This is a genomic window from Novosphingobium sp. NBM11, from assembly GCF_015390225.1.
GTDB lineage: Bacteria > Pseudomonadota > Alphaproteobacteria > Sphingomonadales > Sphingomonadaceae > Novosphingobium.
In genome coordinates, this window is record NZ_VUOG01000001.1 from 1,408,887 (window position 1) to 1,433,150 (window position 24,264).

At 68.1% G+C, this 24,264-nt stretch carries 30 protein-coding genes and 1 pseudogene; 11 read left to right on the forward strand and 20 right to left on the reverse strand.

The window, feature by feature from the left end; genetic code table 11:
• The first annotated feature begins 201 nt into the window (after positions 1-201).
• Positions 202-765: a hypothetical protein gene (locus F1640_RS06700; protein ID WP_194918378.1), complete on the forward strand. Its 564-nt coding sequence runs from the start codon at positions 202-204 to the stop codon at positions 763-765.
• Here F1640_RS06700 and F1640_RS06705 read toward each other — a convergent pair whose 3' ends face one another.
• The 16 genes and pseudogenes from F1640_RS06705 to coxB form a co-directional block, all read right to left on the reverse strand.
• Positions 766-1,206: a molybdenum cofactor biosynthesis protein MoaE gene (locus F1640_RS06705; RefSeq protein ID WP_125953836.1), complete on the reverse strand. Its 441-nt coding sequence runs from the start codon at positions 1,204-1,206 to the stop codon at positions 766-768.
• Between the two features lies 1 nt (position 1,207).
• Entirely contained in the window at positions 1,208-1,447 is a 240-nt protein-coding gene (locus F1640_RS06710; RefSeq protein WP_124810909.1) for a MoaD/ThiS family protein, read from the reverse strand.
• Between the two features lie 2 nt (positions 1,448-1,449).
• Positions 1,450-2,466, reverse strand: coding sequence for a GTP 3',8-cyclase MoaA (moaA, locus tag F1640_RS06715; RefSeq protein ID WP_194918380.1), 1,017 nt, complete (start codon positions 2,464-2,466; stop codon positions 1,450-1,452).
• Positions 2,463-3,239 (reverse strand): SDR family oxidoreductase, encoded by a 777-nt coding sequence (locus F1640_RS06720; RefSeq protein ID WP_194918382.1) that lies wholly within the window; start codon positions 3,237-3,239, stop codon positions 2,463-2,465. The genes moaA and F1640_RS06720 overlap by 4 nt, the downstream gene beginning before the upstream one ends.
• Positions 3,236-3,610, reverse strand: a complete 375-nt coding sequence (locus tag F1640_RS06725) for a dihydroneopterin aldolase (protein WP_124810912.1) — start codon at positions 3,608-3,610, stop codon at positions 3,236-3,238. Before F1640_RS06725 ends, F1640_RS06720 begins: the two co-directional genes overlap by 4 nt.
• A gap of 195 nt (positions 3,611-3,805) precedes the next feature.
• Complete coding sequence (locus F1640_RS06730; protein ID WP_194918384.1) at positions 3,806-4,699, reverse strand: class I SAM-dependent methyltransferase; 894 nt, start codon at positions 4,697-4,699, stop codon at positions 3,806-3,808.
• Between the two features lie 18 nt (positions 4,700-4,717).
• A pseudogene (gene thrC / locus F1640_RS06735) lies at positions 4,718-6,138 on the reverse strand (threonine synthase).
• 35 nt (positions 6,139-6,173) lie between these two features.
• The gene (locus F1640_RS06740) at positions 6,174-6,767 is read right to left on the reverse strand and encodes an SURF1 family protein (RefSeq protein WP_194918386.1); all 594 of its coding nucleotides are present in this window, start codon (positions 6,765-6,767) and stop codon (positions 6,174-6,176) included.
• Positions 6,764-7,138 (reverse strand): DUF983 domain-containing protein, encoded by a 375-nt coding sequence (locus F1640_RS06745; RefSeq protein ID WP_194918388.1) that lies wholly within the window; start codon positions 7,136-7,138, stop codon positions 6,764-6,766. Before F1640_RS06745 ends, F1640_RS06740 begins: the two co-directional genes overlap by 4 nt.
• Positions 7,138-7,962: a cytochrome c oxidase subunit 3 gene (locus tag F1640_RS06750; RefSeq protein WP_124810916.1), complete on the reverse strand. Its 825-nt coding sequence runs from the start codon at positions 7,960-7,962 to the stop codon at positions 7,138-7,140. Before F1640_RS06750 ends, F1640_RS06745 begins: the two co-directional genes overlap by 1 nt.
• A gap of 132 nt (positions 7,963-8,094) precedes the next feature.
• Positions 8,095-8,670: a cytochrome c oxidase assembly protein gene (locus F1640_RS06755; RefSeq protein WP_194921229.1), complete on the reverse strand. Its 576-nt coding sequence runs from the start codon at positions 8,668-8,670 to the stop codon at positions 8,095-8,097.
• 2 nt (positions 8,671-8,672) lie between these two features.
• Complete coding sequence (locus F1640_RS06760; protein WP_158453908.1) at positions 8,673-8,837, reverse strand: hypothetical protein; 165 nt, start codon at positions 8,835-8,837, stop codon at positions 8,673-8,675.
• Positions 8,834-9,751: a heme o synthase gene (locus tag F1640_RS06765; protein ID WP_194918390.1), complete on the reverse strand. Its 918-nt coding sequence runs from the start codon at positions 9,749-9,751 to the stop codon at positions 8,834-8,836. Before F1640_RS06765 ends, F1640_RS06760 begins: the two co-directional genes overlap by 4 nt.
• Positions 9,752-9,818: 67 nt before the next feature.
• Positions 9,819-10,709, reverse strand: coding sequence for a hypothetical protein (locus F1640_RS06770; RefSeq protein ID WP_309229212.1), 891 nt, complete (start codon positions 10,707-10,709; stop codon positions 9,819-9,821).
• A 146-nt stretch (positions 10,710-10,855) separates the two neighbouring features.
• A complete protein-coding gene (ctaD, locus tag F1640_RS06775) occupies positions 10,856-12,547 on the reverse strand; it encodes a cytochrome c oxidase subunit I (protein ID WP_125953843.1) in 1,692 nt (563 codons plus the stop codon).
• A gap of 22 nt (positions 12,548-12,569) precedes the next feature.
• Positions 12,570-13,607, reverse strand: a complete 1,038-nt coding sequence (gene coxB, locus F1640_RS06780) for a cytochrome c oxidase subunit II (RefSeq protein WP_255530297.1) — start codon at positions 13,605-13,607, stop codon at positions 12,570-12,572.
• A gap of 295 nt (positions 13,608-13,902) precedes the next feature.
• Between coxB and pyrE the strand changes: the two genes are divergently transcribed.
• From pyrE to F1640_RS06830, 10 genes are all read left to right on the forward strand, one after another.
• Positions 13,903-14,487 carry an orotate phosphoribosyltransferase gene (gene pyrE, locus F1640_RS06785; RefSeq protein ID WP_194918395.1) on the forward strand — a complete coding sequence of 195 codons (585 nt, stop codon included), beginning with the start codon at positions 13,903-13,905 and terminating at the stop codon, positions 14,485-14,487.
• Positions 14,487-15,245, forward strand: a complete 759-nt coding sequence (locus F1640_RS06790; protein ID WP_125953844.1) for a pyridoxine 5'-phosphate synthase — start codon at positions 14,487-14,489, stop codon at positions 15,243-15,245. The genes pyrE and F1640_RS06790 overlap by 1 nt, the downstream gene beginning before the upstream one ends.
• Positions 15,242-15,499 carry a hypothetical protein gene (locus tag F1640_RS06795; RefSeq protein WP_194918397.1) on the forward strand — a complete coding sequence of 86 codons (258 nt, stop codon included), beginning with the start codon at positions 15,242-15,244 and terminating at the stop codon, positions 15,497-15,499. The genes F1640_RS06790 and F1640_RS06795 overlap by 4 nt, the downstream gene beginning before the upstream one ends.
• Before the next feature lies 1 nt (position 15,500).
• Complete coding sequence (acpS, locus tag F1640_RS06800; protein WP_194918398.1) at positions 15,501-15,935, forward strand: holo-ACP synthase; 435 nt, start codon at positions 15,501-15,503, stop codon at positions 15,933-15,935.
• Positions 15,932-16,846: a signal peptidase I gene (gene lepB, locus F1640_RS06805; RefSeq protein ID WP_255530298.1), complete on the forward strand. Its 915-nt coding sequence runs from the start codon at positions 15,932-15,934 to the stop codon at positions 16,844-16,846. Before acpS ends, lepB begins: the two co-directional genes overlap by 4 nt.
• 3 nt (positions 16,847-16,849) lie before the next feature.
• Entirely contained in the window at positions 16,850-17,923 is a 1,074-nt protein-coding gene (locus tag F1640_RS06810; protein WP_124810923.1) for an AI-2E family transporter, read from the forward strand.
• A 13-nt stretch (positions 17,924-17,936) separates the two neighbouring features.
• A complete protein-coding gene (locus tag F1640_RS06815) occupies positions 17,937-19,064 on the forward strand; it encodes a DUF3089 domain-containing protein (RefSeq protein WP_194918399.1) in 1,128 nt (375 codons plus the stop codon).
• Positions 19,061-19,528, forward strand: coding sequence for a Holliday junction resolvase RuvX (gene ruvX, locus F1640_RS06820; protein ID WP_124810931.1), 468 nt, complete (start codon positions 19,061-19,063; stop codon positions 19,526-19,528). Before F1640_RS06815 ends, ruvX begins: the two co-directional genes overlap by 4 nt.
• A 77-nt stretch (positions 19,529-19,605) precedes the next feature.
• Positions 19,606-20,094 (forward strand): PaaI family thioesterase, encoded by a 489-nt coding sequence (locus tag F1640_RS06825; RefSeq protein WP_375336184.1) that lies wholly within the window; start codon positions 19,606-19,608, stop codon positions 20,092-20,094.
• Positions 20,079-20,528 carry a PaaI family thioesterase gene (locus F1640_RS06830; protein ID WP_124810926.1) on the forward strand — a complete coding sequence of 150 codons (450 nt, stop codon included), beginning with the start codon at positions 20,079-20,081 and terminating at the stop codon, positions 20,526-20,528. Before F1640_RS06825 ends, F1640_RS06830 begins: the two co-directional genes overlap by 16 nt.
• 3 nt (positions 20,529-20,531) lie before the next feature.
• Here the strand turns inward: F1640_RS06830 and F1640_RS06835 are convergent, their stop codons facing one another.
• The 4 genes from F1640_RS06835 to argH are packed head-to-tail and all read right to left on the reverse strand — an operon-like array spanning position 20,532 to position 24,264.
• Positions 20,532-21,305, reverse strand: a complete 774-nt coding sequence (locus F1640_RS06835; RefSeq protein ID WP_194918400.1) for a bifunctional precorrin-2 dehydrogenase/sirohydrochlorin ferrochelatase — start codon at positions 21,303-21,305, stop codon at positions 20,532-20,534.
• 6 nt (positions 21,306-21,311) lie between these two features.
• Positions 21,312-22,574, reverse strand: a complete 1,263-nt coding sequence (gene lysA, locus F1640_RS06840) for a diaminopimelate decarboxylase (protein WP_194918401.1) — start codon at positions 22,572-22,574, stop codon at positions 21,312-21,314.
• 21 nt (positions 22,575-22,595) lie between these two features.
• Positions 22,596-22,877 carry a hypothetical protein gene (locus F1640_RS06845; RefSeq protein ID WP_223806816.1) on the reverse strand — a complete coding sequence of 94 codons (282 nt, stop codon included), beginning with the start codon at positions 22,875-22,877 and terminating at the stop codon, positions 22,596-22,598.
• Positions 22,878-22,887: 10 nt separating this feature from the next.
• The gene (gene argH / locus F1640_RS06850; protein WP_194921231.1) at positions 22,888-24,264 is read right to left on the reverse strand and encodes an argininosuccinate lyase; all 1,377 of its coding nucleotides are present in this window, start codon (positions 24,262-24,264) and stop codon (positions 22,888-22,890) included.

The window sequence follows — 24,264 nt, forward strand, 5'->3', positions numbered from 1 at the left end:
TAGCGGGCAACACACCGGCACCCCACCGTGGGCAGGGTCCCGGAAAGAGAGGCGCGGATAGTCCAAGGTCGCCCGCCTGTCAACGCGAAAGGCCAATGCGGCGGGCGGAAATTGCATGCGCGGGCGCGGAGACACCGCGAAGGCCCGCCCAAGGCAGCGGCACATGCTGGCCAGCGGCCGCGCCCGTGCTATGGCGGCGCCATGCTTCGCCCCGATCCATTCCGCAAGCCCCCGCTCTCGCCCGCCGCCCTCCGCATCGGCATCCTCGCCATCGCCGCACTGGCCGTTCAGGGATGCGCCGCGCGCGGGCACTATCCCTCGCTGGCCCGCCGGCCCGCCGAAAGCGCCTATGGCTCCGGAGCCACCGCTCCACAGCCCTCCCCTGCCCCCGCGCCATCGGCCGCCAGCCCCGCGCTGCTCGCCCGCCTGGCCACGCTGCGCGATTCCGCCGCCAAGGCGCACCGCGATTTCGAGGTCCTGCGCCCCGCCGGAGAACGCGCGGCGGCGCAAGCGGCGGGCGCGGCGCCCGGCGCGGAGAACTGGTCGGTAGCACAGGGCGCGCTGGCAGCGCTCGATTCGGCGCGGTCCAGCCTGCTGCTGCCGCTGGCCGATCTCGACACCCTGCTGGTGGAAGCCACCAAAGCCGCCGTCGACGGCCCCGATGCCGACCTCAAGGCCGTGCGCAAGGTGCGCGACGAAGTGGATGGCTGGCTGGCGGCCGAGAACCGCTCGCTCGATTCGCTGCGCGGCCGCGTGCGCGGATAGCTACCAGCGCGCCAGGTCGGCGTGGTCCTGCGCGCGCGGTTCGATCCAGCGCCAGCCGGCGGCGGTCTTCTCGCGCTTCCAGAACCAGCTTTCGCCTTTCAGGTGGTCCATCGCGAAATCGGCGGCGGCGAAGGCATCGCGCCGGTGGCGCGCGGCGGCGGCGACCAGCACGATCGGATCGCCCGGCACCATCAGGCCCACGCGGTGCAGCAGCAGCAGCCCCTCCAGCGGCCAGCGCCGTTCGATCGTGACAGCGAGATCGGCCATTCCCGGCTGCGTCATCGGCGGATAGTGCTTCAGTTCGAGCGCTTCCACGCCGCCGTCCCCGCGCACTTGCCCGAGAAAACTGACGACGCCGCCGGCCTGTGCGTGACGGCCGATGAAGGCGTCCATTTCCGCCGCGGGATCGAACGCCGATTCGCGCAAGACGATCTCGGCCACGTCAGCCGCCCGAAACCGGTGGCAGGAAGGCCAGTTCATCGCCCTCCGCCAGCGTGATCCCGCCATGGTCGGTCAGCAGCCGGCCGTTGAGCGCGATCCGCACACGATCACCCAGCAGCTCCACGGCGAGCGCCTTATCGAGCGTGGCCAGGATGGCCTCAAGCGGGCCGGGCGCGACCGCGCGCTCCGCCGCGCCGGCCACGTCTTCCAGACGCCCGAGGAACACCAGCCGGGCCGCCATGGTCAGCCGCCGGTCATCGACATGTGGCGCGAGAGCGCGGGCGGCGCGCCGGGGCGGTCGATCACGAAGCCGTGGCGTTCGGGCTTTTCGCCCATCGCGCGCGCCATGGCGACCGCGAGCGCGGCATCGGGATCGTCGGAGCGGAGCGCGGCGCGCAGGTCCACCTTGCCCTCGCCGCCCAGGCACATGAACAGCTGCCCGGTGGCCGTCACCCGCACGCGGTTACAGCCATCGCAGAAATTGCCCGTCAGCGGCGTGATGAAGCCCAGCCGCCCGCCGGTTTCGGCGATATCGACATAGCGCGCCGGGCCGCCGGAGCGCGCCTCGCTCGCCGTCAGGGTCCAGCGCGCGGCCAGATCGCGGCGCACCGAATCGAGCGGCAGGTAGTGATCGAAGCGGTCTCCCTCGACCTCGCCCAGCGGCATGACCTCGATCAGCGTGAGATCATGGCCCTGCCCGTGCGCCCAGGCGACGAGATCGAGGATTTCCGCCTCGTTGAGCCCCTTGAGCGCAACGGTGTTGAGCTTGACCCGGAGGCCCGCCGCCTTCGCCGCCGCGATGCCTTCCAGCACCTGGGGCAGGCTGTCGCGCCGGGCGAGCTTCTCGAACAGCGCGCGATCGCGGGTATCGAGCGAGACGTTGATGCGCCGCACCCCCGCCGCCGCCAGATCCTCGGCGAATTCCGCCAGCCGCGTGCCGTTGGTGGTGAGTGTCAACTCCTCCAACCCGTCTCCCAGCTTGCGCCCCAGCGCGCGGACCAGCTCGATCATGTCGCGCCGCACCAGCGGTTCGCCACCCGTCAGCCGCAGCTTGGTGACGCCGCGCGCGATGAAGGTCAGCGCCAGCCGGTGGAGTTCCTCCAGCGTCAGCACCTCGGCCCGGGGCAGGAACTCCATCCGCTCCGGCATGCAATAGGCGCAGCGCAGATCGCACCGGTCGGTAACCGACAGCCGGAGGTAGGTGATCCTCCGCGCGAAGCGGTCAACCAGGGGTGCGGGGAGAGGTGCGGACGTGCTCACTTTTCCAAGTATACGAAATCACGCGGATAAGATTCAAGGTTCGCGCCGGCATCGACGAAAATAGTCTGTCCGGTGACCGAGGAGGCCGACGCCAGGTAATGGACCGCGTCGGCGATCTCGTCGGCGCCGGGCAGGCGGCGCAGCGGCATGATCTCCTCCAGCCGGCGCCACTGTTCGGCATCGTAATCCTGCGTGGGCAGGATCAGCCCCGGCGCCACGCCGTTCACGCGCACACGCGGCGCCAGCGAACGCGCCAGCGTGCGCACCGAGGCGTGCAGCGCCTGCTTCGACAGCGTGTAGCTGAGCTGATCGGGCACGGGGTTCACCACGCGCTGGTCGAGGATGTTGACCACCGAGCCATCGCCTTCCCCCAGCGCCTCGACGAAGGCGCGGGTCAGCAGCATCGGCGCGAACAGGTTGACGCGGAAATGATGCTCCAGCGCGGAAGGCGTCATCGTCGCGATGGTGTCGTCGTGGAACACCGAGGCCGAATTGACCAGCAGCCGCGGCGCGCGCCCGGCCTGTTCGCGCAAGTCCGCCAGCAGCCGTTCCGCGCAGGCCGGATCGTCGAGATCGCCCGCCAGCGGCACCACGCGGGCGCCGATCCATTCGAGCTGGGCGGCAAATTCCGTGTCGAACGAGCCGGCGTGGTGCGCGTGGAGCGCCAGGTCCCACCCCGCCGAGGCCAGCTTGCGCGCGATGGAGGCGCCGATCCTGCGCCAGCCGCCGGTGACCAGCGCAAGCGGTCTTGGCGCTGGTCCGTCCTCGCTCAACCGCGCCGCTCGCGCGTGAGCGTGATGCCGATTTCCTCGCCGTTCTCGCTGATCGCCAGCTTGACGATCTTCACCGCGATCCGCTCGATCCGCGTATCCTGCAGGAACAGCGTTTCGCAGATGTGGTCGGCCACCGCCTCGATCAGCTTGAAATGGACGTCCTTGGGCAGCCCGTCCGAGGCGGCGAACTTCAGGTCCATGTAGTTCTTGCTCGCCGACAGCGGGCAATCGGGCGAATAGCCGTCGCGCGGCGTCAGCCAGGCCTGGATGGAGATGCGCAGCGGCTGGGGTCGCCCGGTCTCTTCCGAGTAGATCCCGGTGAGCACGTCGGTTTCGATGTTGGCGACTTCGAGGATGAGGCTGTCAGACACGGCGCGGCATTTGGCAGCGCGCGCGGGAAAAGTCCACCGTTACGCGCTGGCGGCCCCTGGCATTGTTACGCCGCTTCGTCATTGCGAGCGTAGCGAAGCAATCCAGAGTCCCGCGTGCCGCTCTGGATTGCTGCGGGGCTTTGCCCCTCGCAATGACGATGGAGAGCGGTGCCGTCCAGATCAGGCCGGCCTCGGTTACACGCCTTGCGGGTTCCACCGCGCGAAGATCGCGGTCGGCAGCAGACGTCCGTCGTCGCCATCCTCGCGAATCGCGAGGTCGCCGTGTTCGATCGTGCCGGGCAGATCGGCCAGCGCTTCGGCCAGCAGGCCGGCGATGGCGAGCGAGGACATCCGCACCGCATAGACCGTCAGGAACAGGAAGCGGCTTTCGGCATCGAGCAGGTGCCGGCAATCGGCGATCAGGCCCGGCAGGTTCTCTTCCAGCCGCCAGACCTCGCCATCCGGCCCCCGGCCGAACTTGGGCGGATCGAGGATGATCCCGTCATAGCGCCGCCCGCGCCGCACTTCGCGCGCGGCGAACTTGGCGGCATCGTCGACGATCCAGCGCACCGGCCGTTCGGCCATGCCCGAAAGCGCGGCATTGGCCCGCGCCTGCGCAACCGACTTCTTCGAGGCATCGACGTGCGTGACCGGCCCGAACGCCGACAGGGACAGCGTGCCGACGCCGGTATAGCCGAACAGGTTGAGCGTGGAGGCGTCGGACTTGCCTTCCAGCCGGTCCCCCATCCAATCCCACACCGGGGCCATATCGGGGAAGAAGCCAAGATGGCGGAACGGCGTGCAGGAGGCGGTGAAGCGCACTTCGCCCCGCGTCAGGTCCCAGCCTTCGCGCGGCACCGGCCGGTCGAACATCCAGCGCCCGCCGCCGTCCTCGTCGGAGCCAGGCACGAACTCCCCGTCCGCCGTCCAGTCGGCCTGGCGCGGCGTCCACAGCGCCTGCGGTTCGGGCCGGATGAAGCGGTAACGCCCATAGCGTTCCAGCTTGCGCCGGTGTCCGCTGTCAACCAGCCCGAAATCGGGCCAGCCCTGCCCGATCATCAGGCGGGGCGCGGAATCGAGCCGGGCCATGCGCTTTCCCGCGTCCCGTCAGCCGTGGCGCGGCGTGGCGCGTTCGGCGATCCACGCGGCCACGGCATCGTAATCGCCCGGCAGGTGCGCGCAGGATTCCTCGCGCTCGAACAGGTCGCCCATCCGCATCGGCAGCGCGGGGCGGACGCCGGTGGCGCGTTCCACCGCATCGCGGAACTTGGCCGGATGCGCGGTCGCCAGCGTCACCACGGGAACCCCGCCGGGGATGCCCTGCGCCGTGCGCGCACCGTGCAGGCCGATCGCGGTGTGCGGATCGAGCACTTCACCCGTCGCCTCGTGCGCCCAGCGCATCGCGTGGGCCATGTCGTTGGCGTCGGCGCGGGCGCTGGTGAACAGCGCGGCGATGCTTTCGCGCTGGGTGTTGGTCAGCTGCATCGCCTTCGTCGCTTCAAAGCCCTTCATCTGCGCGGCCAGCGCAGCGCCATCGCGCCCGGCGGCATCGAACAGCAGGCGTTCGAAGTTCGACGAAACCTGGATGTCCATGGAAGGGGCGGCGGTGGGCCTAACGGTGCTGGCCGAATAATCCCCGCTCGAAAGCGCGCGGTGCAGGATGTCGTTGACGTTGGTGGCGACGATCAGCCGCTCGATCGGCAGGCCCATCTTCGCGGCGACATAACCGGCGAAGACATCGCCGAAATTGCCGGTCGGCACGCTGAAGGCCACCTTGCGCTGCGGCGCGCCAAGCTGGAGCGCGGCGGCAAAGTAGTACACCACCTGCGCCATCAGGCGCGCCCAGTTGATCGAGTTGACCGCGCTGATCGCGAAGCGGCCGGTCATCGCGGCATCGTTGAACATGCGCTTCACCATCGCCTGCGCATCGTCGAAGCTGCCGTCGATGGCGATGTTGTAGACGTTCGGCGCCAGCACCGTGGTCATCTGCCGGCGCTGCACGTCGCTGACCCGGCCGTGCGGATGCAGCATGAAGATATCGACCCCGGCGCGGCCCGCCACCGCGTCGATCGCGGCGGAACCGGTATCGCCCGAGGTGGCGCCGACGATGGTGATATGTTGATCGCCGCCATCGGCCTTCGGGCGGCTGAGGAACTCCTCGAACAGCAGCCCCAGCAGTTGCAGCGCCACGTCCTTGAACGCCAGCGTGGGGCCATGGAACAGTTCCAGCACCCACTGCTTTTCATCAAGTTGCTTGAGCGGCGTGACCGCGACATGGGCAAACGGCCATAGGCCTGCCGGCACAGCTCCAGCAACCGCTCCGGCGTGAGGCAATCGCCGACGAAGGGCTGCATCACCCGCGCCGCCAGTTCGGCATAGGGCAGCCCGGCCATGGCGGCGATTTCCGCCTCGGTGAAGGTCGGCCAGGTTTCCGGCACGTAAAGCCCGCCATCGGACGCGAGGCCCGCCAGGGTGGCGCCCTGGAAGTCGAGCGCGGGCGCGTTGCCGCGCGTGCTGATGTACTTCATGGCAGAATCCTTACATGCCCCGGCTTGCGGCGCGGTTAGCCGCGCCGGCCCGGCCCGGCAAGCCGCTTCGCAAGCGCAAGGGCATAGATTACCGCCGCGACCGTGGCGAAAAGGAACCACTGCACGGCATAGGCCAGGTGATTGTTGGGAATGTCGCGCGGGTCCGGACGCGCCAAGGACGCCAGCCCTGCCTGCGGCGGATCGGCGATCAGGCGCGCGCTGTGCCCCGCGCCGGAGGCAACGATGCCGCTGACCTTGCCGCCCGTCCACGATACCGGCGCTGGTTGCAACGCCCAACCCAGCGCGACATCGACCTGCCCGCCGCCGTCGATGCGGCAGGTGGCGACTTGCGCCACGCCCTGTTCCCCCCGCGCGCTGCGGCCGGCGATGGCGGTGGTAGCCAGCACCTGGTCACACCAAACCGTGCTGCGGCGATAGAGCGCGGCTTCGATCGCGTGCGGATCGCGCGGCCATGGCACCTCGGCGCTGTCCACGCGCACCGCGGCGTAGCGCGCGATCAGCGCTTCCTTCCACGCCCGGCGCTGCAATTGCCACACGCCCAGCCCGATCATCGTGGCGACCGCCGCCAGCACGACCAGCGTGGGCACGATGGGGATGCGGCGGATCATGCGCCGCCCTCCCGGCGCAAGCGGCGCACCAGCCGCGCCGCCTTGGCCACGCGCAGCGCCAGCGTGACCACGCCGGCCGCCAGCAGCGGCCAGACCAGCGCCAGCACCCAGACCGGAAAGCGCACCATATCGTCCAGCCGCAGCGCCACCAGGATCAGCAGCACCGTGACCGGCAGCAGCACCGGGTAGAGCTGGCGCCCCTGCAATTCATGGCTGGCGAAATCCTGCCCGCAGGCGCGGCAGCGCGGGGCGAACGTCGCCGGGCCGGCAAACAGCGTGCGCGCGCCACAGCGGGGGCAGGATGCGGAAAGGGCAGCCCGGAGAATTCCGGACTGCCCTTTCGATTCCGCCTGATCGGCCGGATGCGGCATCAGTGGGTCGGGTAACCCCAGCCGCCCCAGACGTAGATCGCGACGAACAGGAACAGCCACACCACGTCGACGAAGTGCCAGTACCACGCGGCCGCTTCGAAGCCGAAGTGCTGGCGCGGGGTGAAATCGCCCTTGTAGGCGCGCACCTGGCAGACGATCAGGAAGATCGTGCCGACAATCACGTGGAAGCCGTGGAACCCGGTGGCCATGTAGAAGGCCGAACCATAAGTGTTCTTGCCGAAGGCGAACGGCGCGTGCGCGTATTCGTAAGCCTGGATCGAGCTGAACAGCAGACCCAGCAGGATCGTGGCCCACAGGCCCTTCTTCAGGCCATCGCGATCACCGTGGATCAGCGCGTGGTGGCCCCAGGTGAGGGTGCAGCCCGAGCACAGCAGGATCAGCGTGTTCAGCAGCGGCAGATCGAACGGGTCCATTACCGCCTCGATCGCCTTGGGCGGCCACTGGCCACCGATCACGTCCACGTTGATGGTCGACGGGAACAGCGAGAAATCGAAGAAGGCCCAGAACCAGCCGACGAAGAACATCACTTCCGAAGCGATGAACAGGATCATGCCGTAGCGCTGGTGCAGCTGCACCACCGGGGTGTGATCGCCCGCGTGCGCTTCCTTGATGACCTTGCCCCACCACGAGAACATCGTGAGGAGAACGCCAAGCAGGCCCAGCAGCATCACCGCCTTGCCACCGGGCAGGCTGTGCATGAAAAGCACGCCGCCGCTGGTCATGGTCAGCGCCGAAAGCGCGCCGGTGAGCGGCCAGATATCCGGCGGCAGAATGTGGTAATCGTGGTTCTTAGCGCCAGCCATGATGGTCTGATTCCCCCAAATTTCTCATGGCATCCGGACATGATCCAGACGCAACTCAATTTCGGCCTTTATCGCCAGCGAACGGCGCGGTCCAGTGGCTTTCGGCCCCTTTCCCGACTTAGCGCCACCACCCTACTTCGCCGCCGGCACGGGCGCGGTCCCGGCCGCCTCGTGGAAGGTATAGCTCAGCGTGATTTCGCCGATATCCTTGGCGTTGGCATCGTCCAGCATCGCCGGATCGACATAGTAGATCACCGGCATCCGCACTTCCTGACCCGGTTCCAGCCGCTGTTCGTTGAAGCAGAAGCACTGGATCTTGTGGAAATAGGCGCCGGTCTGTTCGGGCGTGACGTTGAACGTGGCACGCCCGATGATCGGGTGGGTGGAAGTGTTCTTCGCGATGAAGAACGCCATCTTGCGTTCGCCGATGCGCCCGTCCTGCGTCACCTGTTCCGGCCGGAACTGCCAGGGCATGCCGCTGGCCACGTTGGCATCGAAGCGCACACGGACGGGCCGCGCGGTGACCTTGACCGAATCGGCCTGCGCGGCGGTGGAGCGCTGCGTGGTGCCGTTGAAACCGGTCGCCTGGCAGAACAGGCGGTAGAGCGGGACCGAGGCATAGCCCAGCCCCAGCATCGCCAGCGCCCCGCCCGCCGCGATCAGCGCGACCTTGCGGTTGCTGCCGCGGCCTTGCGTCGCGGTGGCCACGCTCACATCTGCCCCGATGCGTGGACGCTCATCTTCGCGATCGTGATCGCGAAGAACAGCACCGCCAGCGCGCCAAGGATCAGGCCCAGCACCTTGCTGCGGGCACGCTGCCGCGCGCGATAGGCTTCGCTTTCGGCGGGACTCAGGTGATCGTCATTGGGGTTCATGCTTGCCAGCCTTGCACCGTGGCGATGCGATCGGCAACCAGCATCGCAAAAAGCACGAAGAGATAGAGCACTGAATAGCCGAACAGGCGCTTTTCGGGTTTCATGCCATCGTCCGGCACGCTGGTGCGCAGGCCAACGCGGACCGAGAGCGCCACGAACACCAGCCCCAGCACCAGCGCCGACAGACCATAGACCAGCCCCGTGCCGCCGATGAACCATGGCACCAGCGTCAGCGGCAGCAGGAACACGGCATAGGCCAGGATCTGGCGGCGCGTGGCCTTTTCGCCCGCCACCACCGGCATCATCGGAATGCCGACCTTGGCGTAGTCCGTCTGCACGAACAGCGCGAGCGCCCAGAAATGCGGCGGCGTCCAGAAGAAGATGATCAGGAACAGCAGCACCGGCATCAGCGTGACATGGCCCGTGACCGCCACCCAGCCGATCAGCGGCGGAAAGGCCCCCGCCCCGCCGCCGATGACGATGTTCTGCGGCGTGCGCGGCTTGAGCCAGACGGTGTAGATCCACGCATAATAGAAGATCGAGACCGCCAGGATCGCCGCCGCAAGCCAGCCGTTGGCCAGCCCCATGATCATGACCGAGGCACCGGCCAGCGCAAAGCCGAAATCGCGCGCGGATTCGCGATCCATGCGCCCGGCCGGCAGCGGCCGTTCGCGCGTGCGCTTCATCCCCGCGTCGATATCCGCTTCCCACCACTGGTTCAGCGCGGCGGCCCCGCCCGCGCCCACGGCGATGCACAGGATCGCGGTGAAACCCAGCACGGGATGGATGTCCCCCGGCGCGGCGAGCAGGCCGCACAGGCCGGTGAATATCACCAGCGTCATCACGCGCGGCTTGGTCAGCGCGAAGAAATCCCGCCAGTCGGCAGGCAGCGTCAGGGTCTTGGCGGCATCCATCGTGCGCGCGCTATAGTCCCGCGCGCGCGGAAGGGAAAGCGGGTGAGAACAATGCGCCACCCGCGCGTCAGCGCGGTGGCTTGCAGGGCTTGCCGTCGTACTCCAGGCGGTTGCGGGCATAGACCGTCCCATTCCAGCGGATCACCGGAAAGCAGAAGCCGGGGCCGCCGACCTCGATGTCCGGCCAGCCACCGACCCCACGGGCCGCCTTGAAATCGGGGATGCCGACCTCGTTCGCCATCAGCTTCCAGCCGCCGTTCGCCTGCCCGGCCACGATCCAGAAGGCGGCCCCGGTATTGCCATAGCAGAACAGCCCGCCTTCCACGATCACCGCATCGGGGTGGCCATCGCCGTTGAGATCGCGGCGCTGGTCGATCCGGCCGGGTTCGTAGGTCGCACCATCGTCGTTGCCATCGTTGCAACCGCTTTCCCAGCGCCCGTGCACCTGCCGGAAGCCGGCGGCGGCGAAGATCGCGGCGTCGCCGGTCACCGGACCGCGCGGTGCCGCCTGAGGCCGGGGCGGCGCTCCAGCGGTGACCGTCTCGGCCGGACGATAGACCGTGCCATCGAAGCGCAGTTGCCCGGTCCGCCCGCCACTGGTGGTGGACAGCACGAACCAGCCGCCGAACGCGGTGCCGGTGGTGGCCACCGTGCCCTGCCCCTCCAGTATGCGCCGCCATTGGCCATCGGGCGCCTGCGTGGCGATCGCGTACCAGCGGCCATCCGGCCTGTAGCAAGGGCCGGCATCGATGAAGAGCGCTTCCTTGCGCCCGTCGGCGTTCATGTCGACAAAGGTGATGCGCGGACTGGCGGCCGCGCCGCAGCGGTTGGTCGGGTGATCGCCGTTCGCGCTGATCGGAAATCCGCCGGCGGCATAGAGCTGCATCGCTTCCGCCCGCGCCATCGCCGCGCGGGCGGGCGCGGAAAAGGCCAGCCCCATCGCGAGAACGCTTGCCACCGCATACCCGATCCGCCGCATCGCCTTGCCCCCGACTGCTGCAACGAAAGTTATAATCCCACGCCGCGTGAAAAAGGCCAGCGCAAAAGAAAAGAGGCCCCGGATCGCTCCGGAGCCTCTTGTCATGGTTCAGGCGAAACCGCCGATCAGTGCGCCGCCTTGGCGTCGATCACCGGCAGGGTTTCGAACTGGTGGAACGGCGGCGGGCTGGACAGGGTCCATTCCAGCGTCGTCGCGCCTTCGCCCCAGTAGTTGGCTTCGGCCTTCTTGCCGGCCAGGAAGGCGTAGGCGATGTTGATCAGGAAGATCACGATGCTGACCGACATGATCATGTAGCCGTCGGTGGCGACCTTGTTCCAGTGTTCGAACGCCGGAGCATAGTCGGGGTAGCGACGCGGCATGCCGTTCGCGCCCAGGAAGTGCATCGGGAAGAAGATCAGGTTCACGCCGACGAAGAACACCCAGAACTGCAGGTGCGCCAGGAATTCGGAGTGCATCCGGCCGCTCATCTTCGGGAACCAGTAATAGAACCCGGCGAAGAGCGACGTGACCGCGCCCAGCGACAGCACGTAGTGGAAGTGCGCCACCACGTAGTAGGTATCCTGGAGGTTATCGTCGATGCCGCCGTTGGCCAGCACCACGCCGGTCACGCCGCCCAGGGTGAACAGGAAGATGAAGCCGATCGCCCAGACCATCGGCGACTTGAATTCGAGGCTGCCGCCCCACATCGTCGCGATCCACGAGAAGATCTTGATGCCGGTCGGCACCGCGATGACCATGGTCGCCGCGGTGAAGTACATCTTCGTGTTCACGTCGAGGCCGGTGGTGTACATGTGGTGCGCCCACACGATGAAGCCGACAACGCCGATCGCGACCATGGCGTAAGCCATGCCGAGATAGCCGAACACCGGCTTCTTCGAGAAGGTCGAGATGATCTGGCTGATGATGCCGAAGCCCGGCAGGATCATGATGTACACTTCGGGGTGGCCGAAGAACCAGAACAGGTGCTGGTACAGGATCGGATCACCACCGCCGGCGGGATCGAAGAACGTCGTGCCGAAGTTGCGGTCCGTCAGCAGCATGGTGATCGCGGCGGCGAGAACCGGCAGCGACAGCAGCAGCAGGAACGCGGTGACCAGCACCGACCACACGAACAGCGGCATCTTGTGCAGGGTCATGCCCGGCGCGCGCATGTTGAAGATGGTGGTGATGAAGTTGATCGCGCCCAGAATCGAACCCGCGCCCGCAAGGTGCAGCGAGAAGATCGCGAAATCGACGGCCGGCCCGACAGAGCCCGAGGTCGAGAGCGGGGCATAGACCGTCCATCCGGTGCCCGCGCCGTTACCCACGCCGCCCGGCACGAAGGCCGAGAACATCAGCGAGCAGAAACCGACGAAGGTCAGCCAGAACGAGATGTTGTTCATGCGCGGGAAGGCCATGTCCGGCGCGCCGATCATGATCGGAACGAACCAGTTGCCGAAGCCGCCGATGATCGCCGGCATGACCATGAAGAACACCATGATCAGGCCGTGCGCGGTGATCAGCACGTTCCACAGGTGGAGCTGCTGGTCGAAGCTTGGATTCTTTTCGCCCAGGAAGCTGGCGACGGCGCCGAGATACTGGATGCCCGGCTGGGCCAGTTCGGCGCGCATGATGCCCGACACGGCGCCGCCTACGATGCCCGCGAAGATCGCGAAGATCAGGTAGAGCGTGCCGATGTCCTTGTGGTTGGTGGACATGAACCAGCGAGCGAAGAAGCTCGGCTTGTGATCGTGATCGTGCGCATCGTGGTGGTGATGCGCATCGAACCCTTCGTGGTCTGCGGGAATGGTGGCCATGACGGTCTACCCCTTTCCTGAATTACGCGGCCGGCGACGCGGAAGCGTCGGCAGCGGGAGCGGACGCATCCGCGGCGGGAGCGGCGGCGGCCGGAGCGGCGGCAGGCGCCGCTTCCTTCGGACCGACGGTGCCGCCCTGAGCCTTCACCCAGGCTTCGAACTGCGGCCGGCTGACGGCTTCGACCACGATCGGCATGTAGCCGTGGCGAACGCCGCAGAGTTCGGAACACTGGCCGTAGTACACGCCCGGTTCCTTGATGAAGAGTTCCTTCTCGTTGATCCGGCCCGGCACCGCGTCCAGCTTGAACCACAGCGAGGGCACGGCGAACGAGTGGATCACGTCGGCGCCCACCGTCTGCATGCGGATCGGTTCGCCATAGGGCACGACCATGCGCGCATCGGCACCAAGCTGCGGCGGCTCGCCACGCTTCAGCGCTTCCTCGTCCGGCAGCATGTTCGAGATCACTTCGAAGCCGCCGTTATCGGGATAGGTATAGCCCCAGTACCACTGGTAGCCCGTGGCCTTGACCGTGAGCGCGTTCTTCGGCGCCGGCGTGTACTGCGCGGCGAGAAGGCGGATCGACGGCACGGCGATGACCACGAGGATGAGCACCGGCAGCAGGGTCCAGATCACTTCGATCAGCGTGTTGTGGCTGGTCTTCGACGCGACCGGATTGGCGCCGCGGCGGAAGCGCGCCATCACGAACAGCAGCAGCACCAGCACGAAGAGGGTGATCACGGTGATGATCGGCATCAGCACGTAATCGTACATGCGCAGCGCCTGCTGGCCCGTGATCGAATACTGGTCCTGGAAGGACAGCGCGCCGGCAACTGGCTGGCCCTTGCCCGGCGTGGGCTTGGCCGGAACGTAGCTGCTCTTTTCGGCACCGGCGTCGGCCTTGGCGGCCGGCTGGACGGCATCGGCGGCGGGCGCCGTGGCGGCCGCGACAGGCGCGGCGGCAGGCGCCGCCATGACCTGCGGGGCGAACGCCAGCGCCGCTGCGACGCCAAGGGTCCGGATCGCTTTGCCCATGGCCTGGGCTGTATCGGCTAGACTCATCGTCGAAAGTTCCGCTTCCCTGTGTACGCCCCGCCCTTGACCTAAGGACCAAAGCGTATCCCCTCTAATCGCCCCAAGTAGGACAATTTGTCCCGCCTATACGCGGCACCTCACCATCCCTCAAGCGCCTAGACCCATATTTTTCCGACGGCCCGGCCAGCGCCGCTTTGCCATGCGAAAATGCTTGCCGCGCGGGCGCGCGCGGGCCATTTGCGCGGTTCGCCGTTCCACGGCTTGCGGGCCGGCGGTACAGGCGACCAACAAGGCCGAATCCGGCATCATCGTGCGAGGCATCATGCAGGAAGAAGACGTCCTTTCCGAATTCCGGGCCAGCCAGGCCCTGCTCGAAGGCCACTTCCTGCTCTCCTCGGGCCGGCACAGCGCCTTCTACCTTCAATGCGCGCGCGTGCTGATGGACCCGATGCGCGCCGCGCGCCTGGCCACCGCCACCGCGCAGAAGCTGCCGCGCGACTTGCGCCAGCAGATCCAGAAGGTCGTCTCCCCCGCGATGGGCGGCGTGATCATCGGCCATGAAATGGGCCGCGCGCTGGGCGTGGAGGCGCTGTTCGTGGAACGCCCCACCGGCACGTTCGAGCTGCGGCGCGGCTTCACGCTGCAGCCGGGCGAAAAGGTGCTGATGGTCGAGGACGTGGTGACCACCGGCCTTTCCAGCCGCGAGGCGATCAAGGCGATTGAAGCGGCCGGGGGCGAAGTGATCGCCGCCGCCGCGCTGGTCGACCGGTCGGCCGGGGCGGTCGATCTGGGCGTGCCGTTCTTCCCGCTGGTGGCGCTGAACTTCCCGACTTACGCGCCCGACGAACTGCCGCCCGAACTGGCCGCGACTCCGGCGATCAAGCCGGGCAGCCGGGCGCAGCCCTGATGGCCGGGGCAGCGGCCAACGCGGCGCTGACGCCGGGCCGGCTGCGGCTGGGCGTCAACATCGATCACGTCGCCACGATCCGCAACGCGCGCGGCGGCGACCATCCCGATCCGGTGCGCGCGGCGGAAATCGTCGCGGCGGTGGGCGGCGACGGCATCACCGCGCACTTGCGCGAGGACCGGCGCCACATTCGCGACGAGGACCTCGCCCGCATCCAGGCCGCCACCGACCTGCCGCTGAACCTGGAAATGGCGGCGACCGAGGAAATGCTGGAAATCGCACTGCGCCACCGCCCGCACGCGGCCTGCATCGTGCCCGAACGGCGCGAGGAGCGGACGACCGAAGGCGGGCTGGACGCCGCCGGCCAGCACAACCGCCTCGCCCCGATCGTCGCGCGCCTGTCCGACGCGGGGATTCGCGTCAGCCTGTTCATCGCGCCCGAAGCGCGGCAGATCGAGGCGGCGATCCGGCTGGGCGCCCCGGTGGTGGAACTGCACACCGGCGAATACGCCCATGCGACGGGCGAAACGCGCGCGATCGAACTCAAGCGAATCGCCGACATGGCCGCGCTGGCGGCGCGCAACGGCATCGAACCGCACGCCGGGCACGGGCTGACTTACGAAAACGTCCAGCCGGTCGCGGCGATTCCCCAGCTCGCCGAACTCAACATCGGGCACTACCTGATCGGCGAGGCGATCTTCGTCGGACTGGAAAACGCGGTGCGCCGGATGCGCGACCTGATGGACGAAGCGCGGTGAACGAGAGAGCCAAAAGCGTGCGGAGATCATGGCGCCAATCGAGAATTTTCGCCATCTATCTGTTCCCAGCGGCTATCTTGCTGATTTCGGCCATTAACATTTGGACCGACCATCAGGAGGGCCGGCCATTCAATCCGACGCACCTCTACGCCTTAGTTGGATTTATCGCGTTTGACGGCGTGCTGTTCGGCTTCATGTGGATCATCTACCGGTTGGTCCTAGGCGTTGTGTCCAGCGGGAACGAAAAGCTCTGATATGATCATCGGCATGGGCTCCGACCTCTGCAACATCGAGCGCATCCAGGCATCGCTGGACCGTTTCGGCGCACGATTCGAGGCCCGCGTCTTCACCGACGTGGAAATGGCCAAGGCCAACCGCCGTCCCTTCACCCGCGCCGGCACGCTGGCCAAGCGCTTCGCCGCCAAGGAAGCCTTCTCCAAGGCGGTGGGCACCGGGTTCAAGGCCGGGGTCTTCATGAAGGACATCGGCGTGGTCAACGCCTCCTCCGGCGCGCCGACGCTGGCGCTGACCGGCGGCGCGGCGACGCGGCTGGCCAGGATCACGCCTGCCGGGCACGAGGCGGTGATCCACCTGACGCTGACCGACGATCATCCCTGGGCGCAGGCCTTCGTGGTGATCGAGGCCCGCCCCCTCCGCCCCAACGCCCCCAGCGCGCAAGGTGACGCTTGAACGAAACGACCGAATCCGGACCGGACCTGCCTGAAACGTCCGCTGTTCCCGCAGCCGAAACGAAGCCGGCCGCCGCGGACGACACGCAGGGCGTCAACTGGCTGCTGGAACTGCGCGGGCTGGCGCTGATGCTGCTGGCGGTGGTGGGCTTCCACAGCCTGATCGCCAAGCCGTTCTACATCCCCTCGATCTCGATGATGCCCAACCTGCTGGTGGGCGACCGGCTGGTGGTGAGCAAGTATCCCTATGGCTGGTCCTGGGTCTCCGCCAGCTTCCACATCCTGCCGCGCGGGATGACGCGCATCCTGCCGCGCACGCCCGCTTATGGCGACATCGTGATCGTGGTGCCGCCCGATCGCGACGAGGACTACATCAAGCGCGTGGTGGCGCTGCCGGGCGATCGCATCGCGGTGGTGAACGGGCAGATCATCCTGAACGGCAAGCCCGTGCCGCAGCAGGTCGAACCGCCGCTGGAGCTGCCGGTCGACCTCAACCAGCCGTGCGATCCCGACGATTTTCCCGGCCTGCGCTATCGCGCGAACGACGGCCGCTGGTACTGCGAACTGCCGATCCTGCGCGAAACGCTGCCCAATGGCGCGACCTATCGCGTGATCGATCACCGCCAGCAGCCGCTGGACAACTACGCCGAGGTCAAGGTGCCGCAGGGCTATGTCTTCCTGATGGGCGACAACCGCGACCATTCCGCCGATAGCCGCGCGCCGATCGAGGAAAAGGGTCTGGGCGGCCCCGTCCCGCTGGCCGACGTGGGTGGGCGCGCCGAATTCCTCACCTTCTCGCTCGATGGCAGCGAGGGGTGGAACCCGCTGTCGTGGTGGCGCGCCTTGCGCGAAGGGCGCGCCTGGACCAGTCTGCGCCCCGAAATCGCGAAGACGGCGCAGAAGGACCGATAGACCATGGCCGAGGGTGACGAAAAAGGACGGTCCGGCCCGACCGACATCCGCGACGATCTGGTGCGGAGCGAAGCGAAGAAGGCCTTCGTCTGGATCGGTGTCGCCGCGCTGCTGGCGCTGGCGGTCTATCTGGCGCAACCGCTGCTGGTGATATTCGGCGGCGTGGTCTTCGCCGCGATGATCGACGGTGGGCAGCGGCTGCTGAGCCGCGTGCTGCCGATCCGCCGGGGCTTTCGCATCCTGATCGTGCTGCTGGCGGCGCTGGCCTTCCTGATCTGGCTGGTGATGTTCGCCGGTAGCCAGATCGCCGCGCAGGCCGCGCAGATGCCCGCGGTGATCGAGACGCAGACCGCGCGCGTGCTGGCTTGGGGCCATGCCCACGGCATCTCGGTGAACCAGGCCGACTTCTCCAACGTTGCCGAGAAGCTGATCGGCGGCGTCGGCCCCGTCACCCGCGCGCTGGGCGGCATCTTCGGCGGCTTCGGCACCGCGTTCCTGATCATGATCCTGGGCATCTATTTCGTGCTGGAGCCGGACCTCTACCGGCGCGGCATCGCCTGGATGCTGCCCGAGGGAAGCCGCGAACATTTCCACGGCACTGCCCATCGCATGGGCAAGGCGCTGCGGATGCTGCTGTTCGGGCGGCTGATCGGCATGGCGGTGGAAGGCGTGGCGACCTGGGCGTTGCTCGCGCTTTATGGCGTGCCGATGGCTGCGCTGCTGGGGCTGCTCACCGGCCTGCTCGCCGCGCTGCCCAACATCGGCGCGCCGATCTCGGGCATCCTCATGGTGCTGGTCGGTTTTTCGGGTGGCACCGACATGGGCATCTTCTGCATCATCGTCTATGTCGTGGTGCAGACGGTGGACGGCAATATTATCGTGCCGATGGTGGCGAAGAAGACGGCCGACCTTGCCCCCGCGCTGGTGCTGGGCGCGCAGTTGATCTTCGGCGTCATGTTCGGCCTGCTGGGCCTGCTGCTCGCGGATCCGATCGTGGCCATGCTGAAGATCGCGCTGGAACGGCAAGCCGAACGCAACGGCCGCCCTTCTGTCGGCGGCTCCGGCGGGGAAGGCTGAGAAGGTCTCCGAAATGGCGCGCAAGTTCCTGTATCTCATCGCCGTTCTGGTTGTGCTGGTCATCGTGGCGCTGGCCGCCTTGCGCCTCTGGTCGCTGGAACTGACACGGTTCGCCTTCGTGCCAAGGAGCGGCTTCGAGCAGAAAGGGCCGCTGCCCGATGGAGCCTACAAGGCACCGGGCATGTGGTTTTCACGGCCCGGCATCGCCAACGATCCGGCGCAGCTCCGTCCGCAAGGCATGAAGGCCGAAGGCGACCGTTCGCGCGCGGTGGTGTTCTTCGTCCATCCCACCAGCTATCTGGCACGCGATCACTGGAACGGATCGCTGGAGGACGCCGACGCAAACCGGCGCGCCGCTTCGTTCATCCGCGCCATGGGCAGCGCCTTCAATGGCGCCGCGCAAGTGTGGGCGCCGCGCTATCGCCAGGCGACGTTCGGCGCGTTCCTGACCGACAAGCCGGAAAGCGCGCAGGCGCTGGCGGTGGCCTATCAGGACGTGAAGGCCGCGTTCGCCAGCTTCCTGCAGCAAGTGCCGGCCGACGCCCCGATCATCCTTGCCGGCCACAGCCAGGGATCGCTGCACCTGATCCACCTGCTGCGCGACAGCGTGAAGGGCACGCCGGTCCAGCAACGCCTGATCGCCGCTTACGCGATCGGCTGGCCGATCTCCGCCCGGCACGATCTGCCGGCGATGGGCCTGCCGGCGTGCGCCGGACCGGAAGACACCGGCTGCGCGATCAGCTGGGAAACCTTTGCCGAACCGGCCGAACCGGCGCTGGTGCTGGACGCCTTTCACGGCCGCACTGGGTTGGACGGGCAGCGCGTGGGCAACGAAGCCCCGCTCTGCACCAACCCGCTGACCGGCCGCATGGGCGGAAGCGCCCCGATCGCGGCCAATCTCGGCACGCTGCAGATGGACGAGGACCCGACCGGCGGGAAGCTGATCTCCGGCGCCGCGCCCGCGCGCTGCGACGAACGCGGGCTGCTGCTGATCGGCGATCCGCCAAGCGTCGGACCCTATGTGCTGCCGGGCAACAACTATCACGTCTATGACATCCCGCTGTTCTGGATGAACCTGCGCGCGGACGTGGCGCGGCGGACGGCGGCGTGGGAAAAGTCGCACTCGGTACCGACGCCATGATCACCACGTTCACGCCCGATTTCCGCGCCGCGCTGCCGGAGGGCGGCGTGCTGCTGGGGCTGGATACCGGCACGAAGACGATCGGCGTGGCGCTGTGCGACGCCGGCTGGCGCTTCGCCACTGCCGGCAAGACGATCGTCCGCCGCAAGTTCGCGCAGGACAAGGAACAATTGCGCGCGCTGGTGGCCGAACGGCAGGTGCGCGGGCTGGTGATCGGGCTGCCGCTGAACATGGACGGCAGCGAAAGCCCGCGCAGCCAGGGCGCCCGCGCGATGGCGCGCAATCTTGACGATCTGGGGCTGCCGATCCTGCTGTGGGACGAACGCTGGACCACGCAGGCGGCCGAACGCGCGATGATCGAGCAGGATTTCAGCCGCGCCAAACGCGCCGAGCGCATCGATTCGCACGCGGCCGCGCTGATCCTGCAAGGCGCGATCGACGCGCTGGCGGGCGGCGTGCTGTAGGACAGGGACGCGGCCGGCCCGGACCAGTCCTGCATTGCCACTTGTCTTTGTTTCCGGCGACCGGCACAGCATCCGGGATGGAGGATACCAAAAACAAATTCCCGCCGCGCTTCAACATCCCGCCGGGGGTGGGCATGGACCCGGTACAGGGCAGCAAGGCCATCACGCGCCACGGCCACAGCGGCTTTCTGGGCATGGAATATGTCGGCCACGGCGAAGACTGGTTCGAACTGGCGCTGCCCTGGCGCGAGGATCTGGTGGGCGTGGAGGAAACCGGCGTGCTGGCTTCCGGCCCGATCATCAGCCTGCTCGACAACTGCACCTCGATGTCGGTCTGGGCGCGGCGCGGCGAATTCCAGCCGCAAGTGACGCTGGACCTGCGCATCGACTATGTGCGTGCGGCCACGCCGGGCAAGACGATCATCGCCCGCGCCGAATGCTACCAGCTGCGCCGCAGCATGGCCTTCGTGCGGGGCATCGCGCACGATGGCGAACTGACCGATCCGGTGGCGCACGCCGCGGGCATCTTCATGCTGGTGGAGGCGAGCGGATGGATGAAAGCGTGACCAGCCCGGAGGAAGGCACACCCCTGCCCGCCGACCATCCGCTGCATCTGCCCCCCTATGCCCGCGCCATGGGCATGGAAATCGACCGGATCGAAGACGGCGTGCCCGTGATCGGGATGGACTATACCGAACGGGCGGTGGGCCGTCCGGGCTATCTCCATGGCGGCGCGATCGGCGGAATGCTGGAAATGGCGGCGTTCACCGCGCTGCGGGCCGAGCTCGACCGCACCGGCGCGGCGATGCGGATCAAGCCGGTCAACATCAGCATCGAATACCTGCGCGGCGGGGTTGACCATCGCACTTACGCCATGGGCCGCGTAACCCGCGCGGGCCGGCGCGTGGCCAACGTGCGCGTGGAAGCGTGGCAGGCCGATCGCGACAAGCCGGTGGCCAGCTGCTGGATGAACTTCCTGCTCGCGCCGAAGGCCGGATAGGGCCTACTCCCGGGTCAGGTCGATCACGATTCCCTGGTCCGGCGCTTCCGCGCCAGGCGGCAGGCGAACGGCATCGGCGCGCGCGCGGGCAAGGACGGCGGGCGGCACATCCGGGCCGGCGATCACCGCGTCGGCCTGCCCCAGCAGGCGCGCCTCGCGCAGGGTGAGATCGTCCGGATCGTCGGACCGCAAGGCGATGACAAAGCGCCCGGACAGGCCGGCGGCGGCACCGCCAAGCCAGCGCTCCACGGCATAGGCCGGCGCTTCCGCCAGTGGATCGAGCGGCCCGCCCTGCTCCAGCGCGGCATCGAGCGCCCGACGGCGGTCGCCCGGCGAGGGCCAGCGCGCGCGCACCGCTTCGCGTGCGGCATGGAGCGCCAGCGCGAGCCCGCCCAGCCCTTGCGGCAGCAAGCGTTCCAGCCGCAGGCGCAGCGCCTTGGCGAGCCCGGCGGAAGCCCCGCCCGTGCCCACCGCGATCAGCACCGGATCGCGATCGACCAGCGAGGGCACGGTGAAATCGCACAGCTCCGGGCGGTCGGTGACGTTGACCAGCAGGCCCGCGCCCCGCGCGCGGATGGCGTCGGCGCGCGCTGCCATGTCATCGTCGTGGGCGATGAACGCGAGCCGCGCGCCGGTATCGATGCCCTCCGCCAGATCGTCGACCACCACGCCGCCGGCCCGCTGCACTAGCCGTCGCTTGGCCGCCGCCGCCTCGCCCTGCCCCAGCACGACAACCGGCTGGCCGGCGATGCGGTGGAACAGGGGCAGCGATTGCATGGCGCTTCAGCCTTTCAGGAAATCGGGCACGCGCTCGGCCGCGAGGATCGTGGCCGGATCGATGCGGTCGGCCACCACCGCCCAGCGGCCTTCATCCACCATCACTTCGGGCACCAGCGGGCGCGAATTGTAGGTGTTGGCCATCGTCGCGCCATAGGCGCCGGCGGTGCGGAACACCGCCAGATCGCCCCGCGTCACGCGATCGATGTCGCGCGCCATGGCAAAGGTATCGCTCGATTCGCAGATCGGCCCGACGATGTTGGCGGTGAAGCGTTCGCCATCGGGCGTGACTGCCGCGAAATCGTGCCAGGCATCGTAGAGCGCGGGACGGGCAAGATCGTTCATCGCCGCATCGACCACCACCCAGGGATGGCTGGCGCCTTCCTTGACGCGGACCACGCGCGTAACCAGCACGCCGGTGTTGCCGGTGATGACGCGGCCCGGCTCGAACATCAGCGTCACGTCCCAATCGCGCGTGACGCGTTCGACCATCGCCGCGTAGTCGGCCGGCTGCGGGAATACCTCGCCTTCGCGGTAAGGCACGCCCACGCCGCCGCCCAGGTCCATGTGCGTCACCGCGTGGCCGGCCGCGCGGATGGCGCGCATCAGGCCGCCGACTTTGGTGAAGGCCTGCTCCAGCGGCTCCAGCTTCGCCAGCTGGCTGCCGATGTGCAGCGCCAGCCCGCGCATGGCGATGCCGGGCGTCTCCGCCAGCCGGGCATAGATCACGCCGGCGCGGTCAAAGGGCACGCCGAACTTGTTTTCGGCCTTGCCGGTGGAAATCTTGCCGTGCGTGCCCGCGTCCACGTCCGGATTGACGCGCAGCGCTGCCGGCGCGACCGTGCCCATCGACGCGGCGAGCGCGGCGAGTTCCAGCCCCTCCTCCTCGCTTTCGAGGTTGAACTGGCCGATCCCCGCTTCCAGCGCGCGGCGCATTTCCGCCTCGGTCTTGCCGACGCCCGAAAAGACGATGCCGTCCGCCGCCATGCCCGCCGCCAGCGCGCGTTCGAGTTCCCCGCCGGACACGACATCCGCGCCATAGCCTTCGGCGGCGAGGACGCGCAGCACGGCCAGGTTGGGGTTGGATTTGACCGCAAACGCGATCTTCACGCGTGGCAGCACCGCCAGCGCATCGCGGAACACACGCGCATGGCGCGTCAGCGTGGCGCGCGCATAGACATAGACGGGCGTGCCCACCGCCTGCGCGATCGCGGGCAGAGGCACGTCCTCGGCGTGGAGAACGCCGTCGCGATAGTCGAAATGGTCCATGATTCGGCCTTGAAAGAGAGATTACTGCTCGGGCGGGAGATCGAAGGGATCGTCCTCGCGCTCCTGCGAGCGCTGCCGGGGTTCGATGCCGCGTTCGGGCCGGGCCTGCACCGGCGCGCGCAGCAATTCGTCGGCCACCGGACGGTCCTCGCGCCCGAAAGGTGGTTTGGGCAATTGCTGGTCGGCCAGCGGTTTCAGCGGACGCTGGTTGCCGCAGCCGGACAGTGCAAGCCCGGCCACGCCCAGCGCCAGCGCGGCGCGGATCACTGGTGCAGCCCGACGCAGGCGCCTGATCTCGCCCATTTCCATACCGTCAGTCCTCCAGCCCCAGCGCCACGCGCGCCTCGGCCACGCGCTTCCTTACCTCCACCGGCGCGGTTCCGCCATGGCTGGCGCGCACGGCGACCGATGCCTCCACCGACAGCGCGGCATAGACGCGCTCGTCGATCCGCGTGTCGATCGCCTTGAGGTCCGCCAGCGGCAGCTGGTCGAGCGCCACGCCCCGGCTTTCGGCGAGCTTCACCGCGCTGCCGGTAATATGGTGCGCCTCACGGAACGGGATGTTTGCCTGCCGCACCAGCCAGTCGGCCAGGTCGGTCGCCGTGGCATAGCCGAGTTCGGCGGCCGCGCGCATCCGCGGGGTGCGGAACGCGGCTTCGGCCACCATGCCCGTCATCGCCGCGATCGACAGCGCGAGCAGCCCGGCCGCCTCGAACACTGGCGGCTTGTCGTCCTGCATGTCCTTCGAATAGGCGAGCGGCAGGCCCTTCATCGTGATCATCAGCGCGGTGAGGCAGCCGGCGATCCGCCCGGAATGGCCGCGCACCAGCTCGGCCGCGTCGGGGTTCTTCTTCTGCGGCATGATCGAGCTGCCCGTGGAAAGGCTGTCGGGCAGCGTGACGAAGCCGAACGGCTGGCTGGCCCAGATGATGAACTCTTCCGCCAGCCGCGACAGGTGCAGCGAACACTGCGCCGCCGCCATCAGGTAATCGAGCGCGAAATCGCGGTCGGACACCGAATCGAGGCTGTTGTCGGTCGGCCCGTCGAAGCCAAGCGCCTCGGCCGTGCGGAAGCGGTCGATGGGAAAGCCGGTACCGGCCAGCGCCGCCGCGCCCAGCGGGCAGCGGTTCATCCGCGCGCGCGCATCGGCAAAGCGCGACCGGTCGCGTCCGATCATCTCGTAATAGGCCATCAGGTGATGGCCCAGCGTGACCGGCTGCGCGGTTTGCAGATGGGTGAAGCCGGGCATGATGCTGTCGGCATGTTCCCCGGCGCGCATTACCAGCGCCACCTGAAGCGCCTGCAGCCCGACATCGGCCTGTTCACACGCATCGCGCACCCACAGGCGGAAGTCGGTCGCCACCTGGTCGTTGCGGCTGCGCGCGGTGTGCAGCCGACCCGCCGCCGGACCGATCAGTTCGGCAAGGCGACTTTCGGTGGTCATGTGGATGTCTTCGAGGTCCCAGTCCTCGGGCACGCCGTTCGCCTCGTATTCGGCGGCGACCTTGTCCAGCCCCTCGGCGATCAACGCGGCGTCGTCTGCCGAAACAATGCCCTGCGCGCCCAGCATGGCGACATGGGCCTTCGACGCGGCGATGTCCTGCCGCCACAGCGCCTTGTCGAACGGGATCGAGGCGTTTATCTCGCGCATGATCGCCGACGGGCCGGCGGCGAAACGCCCGCCCCACAT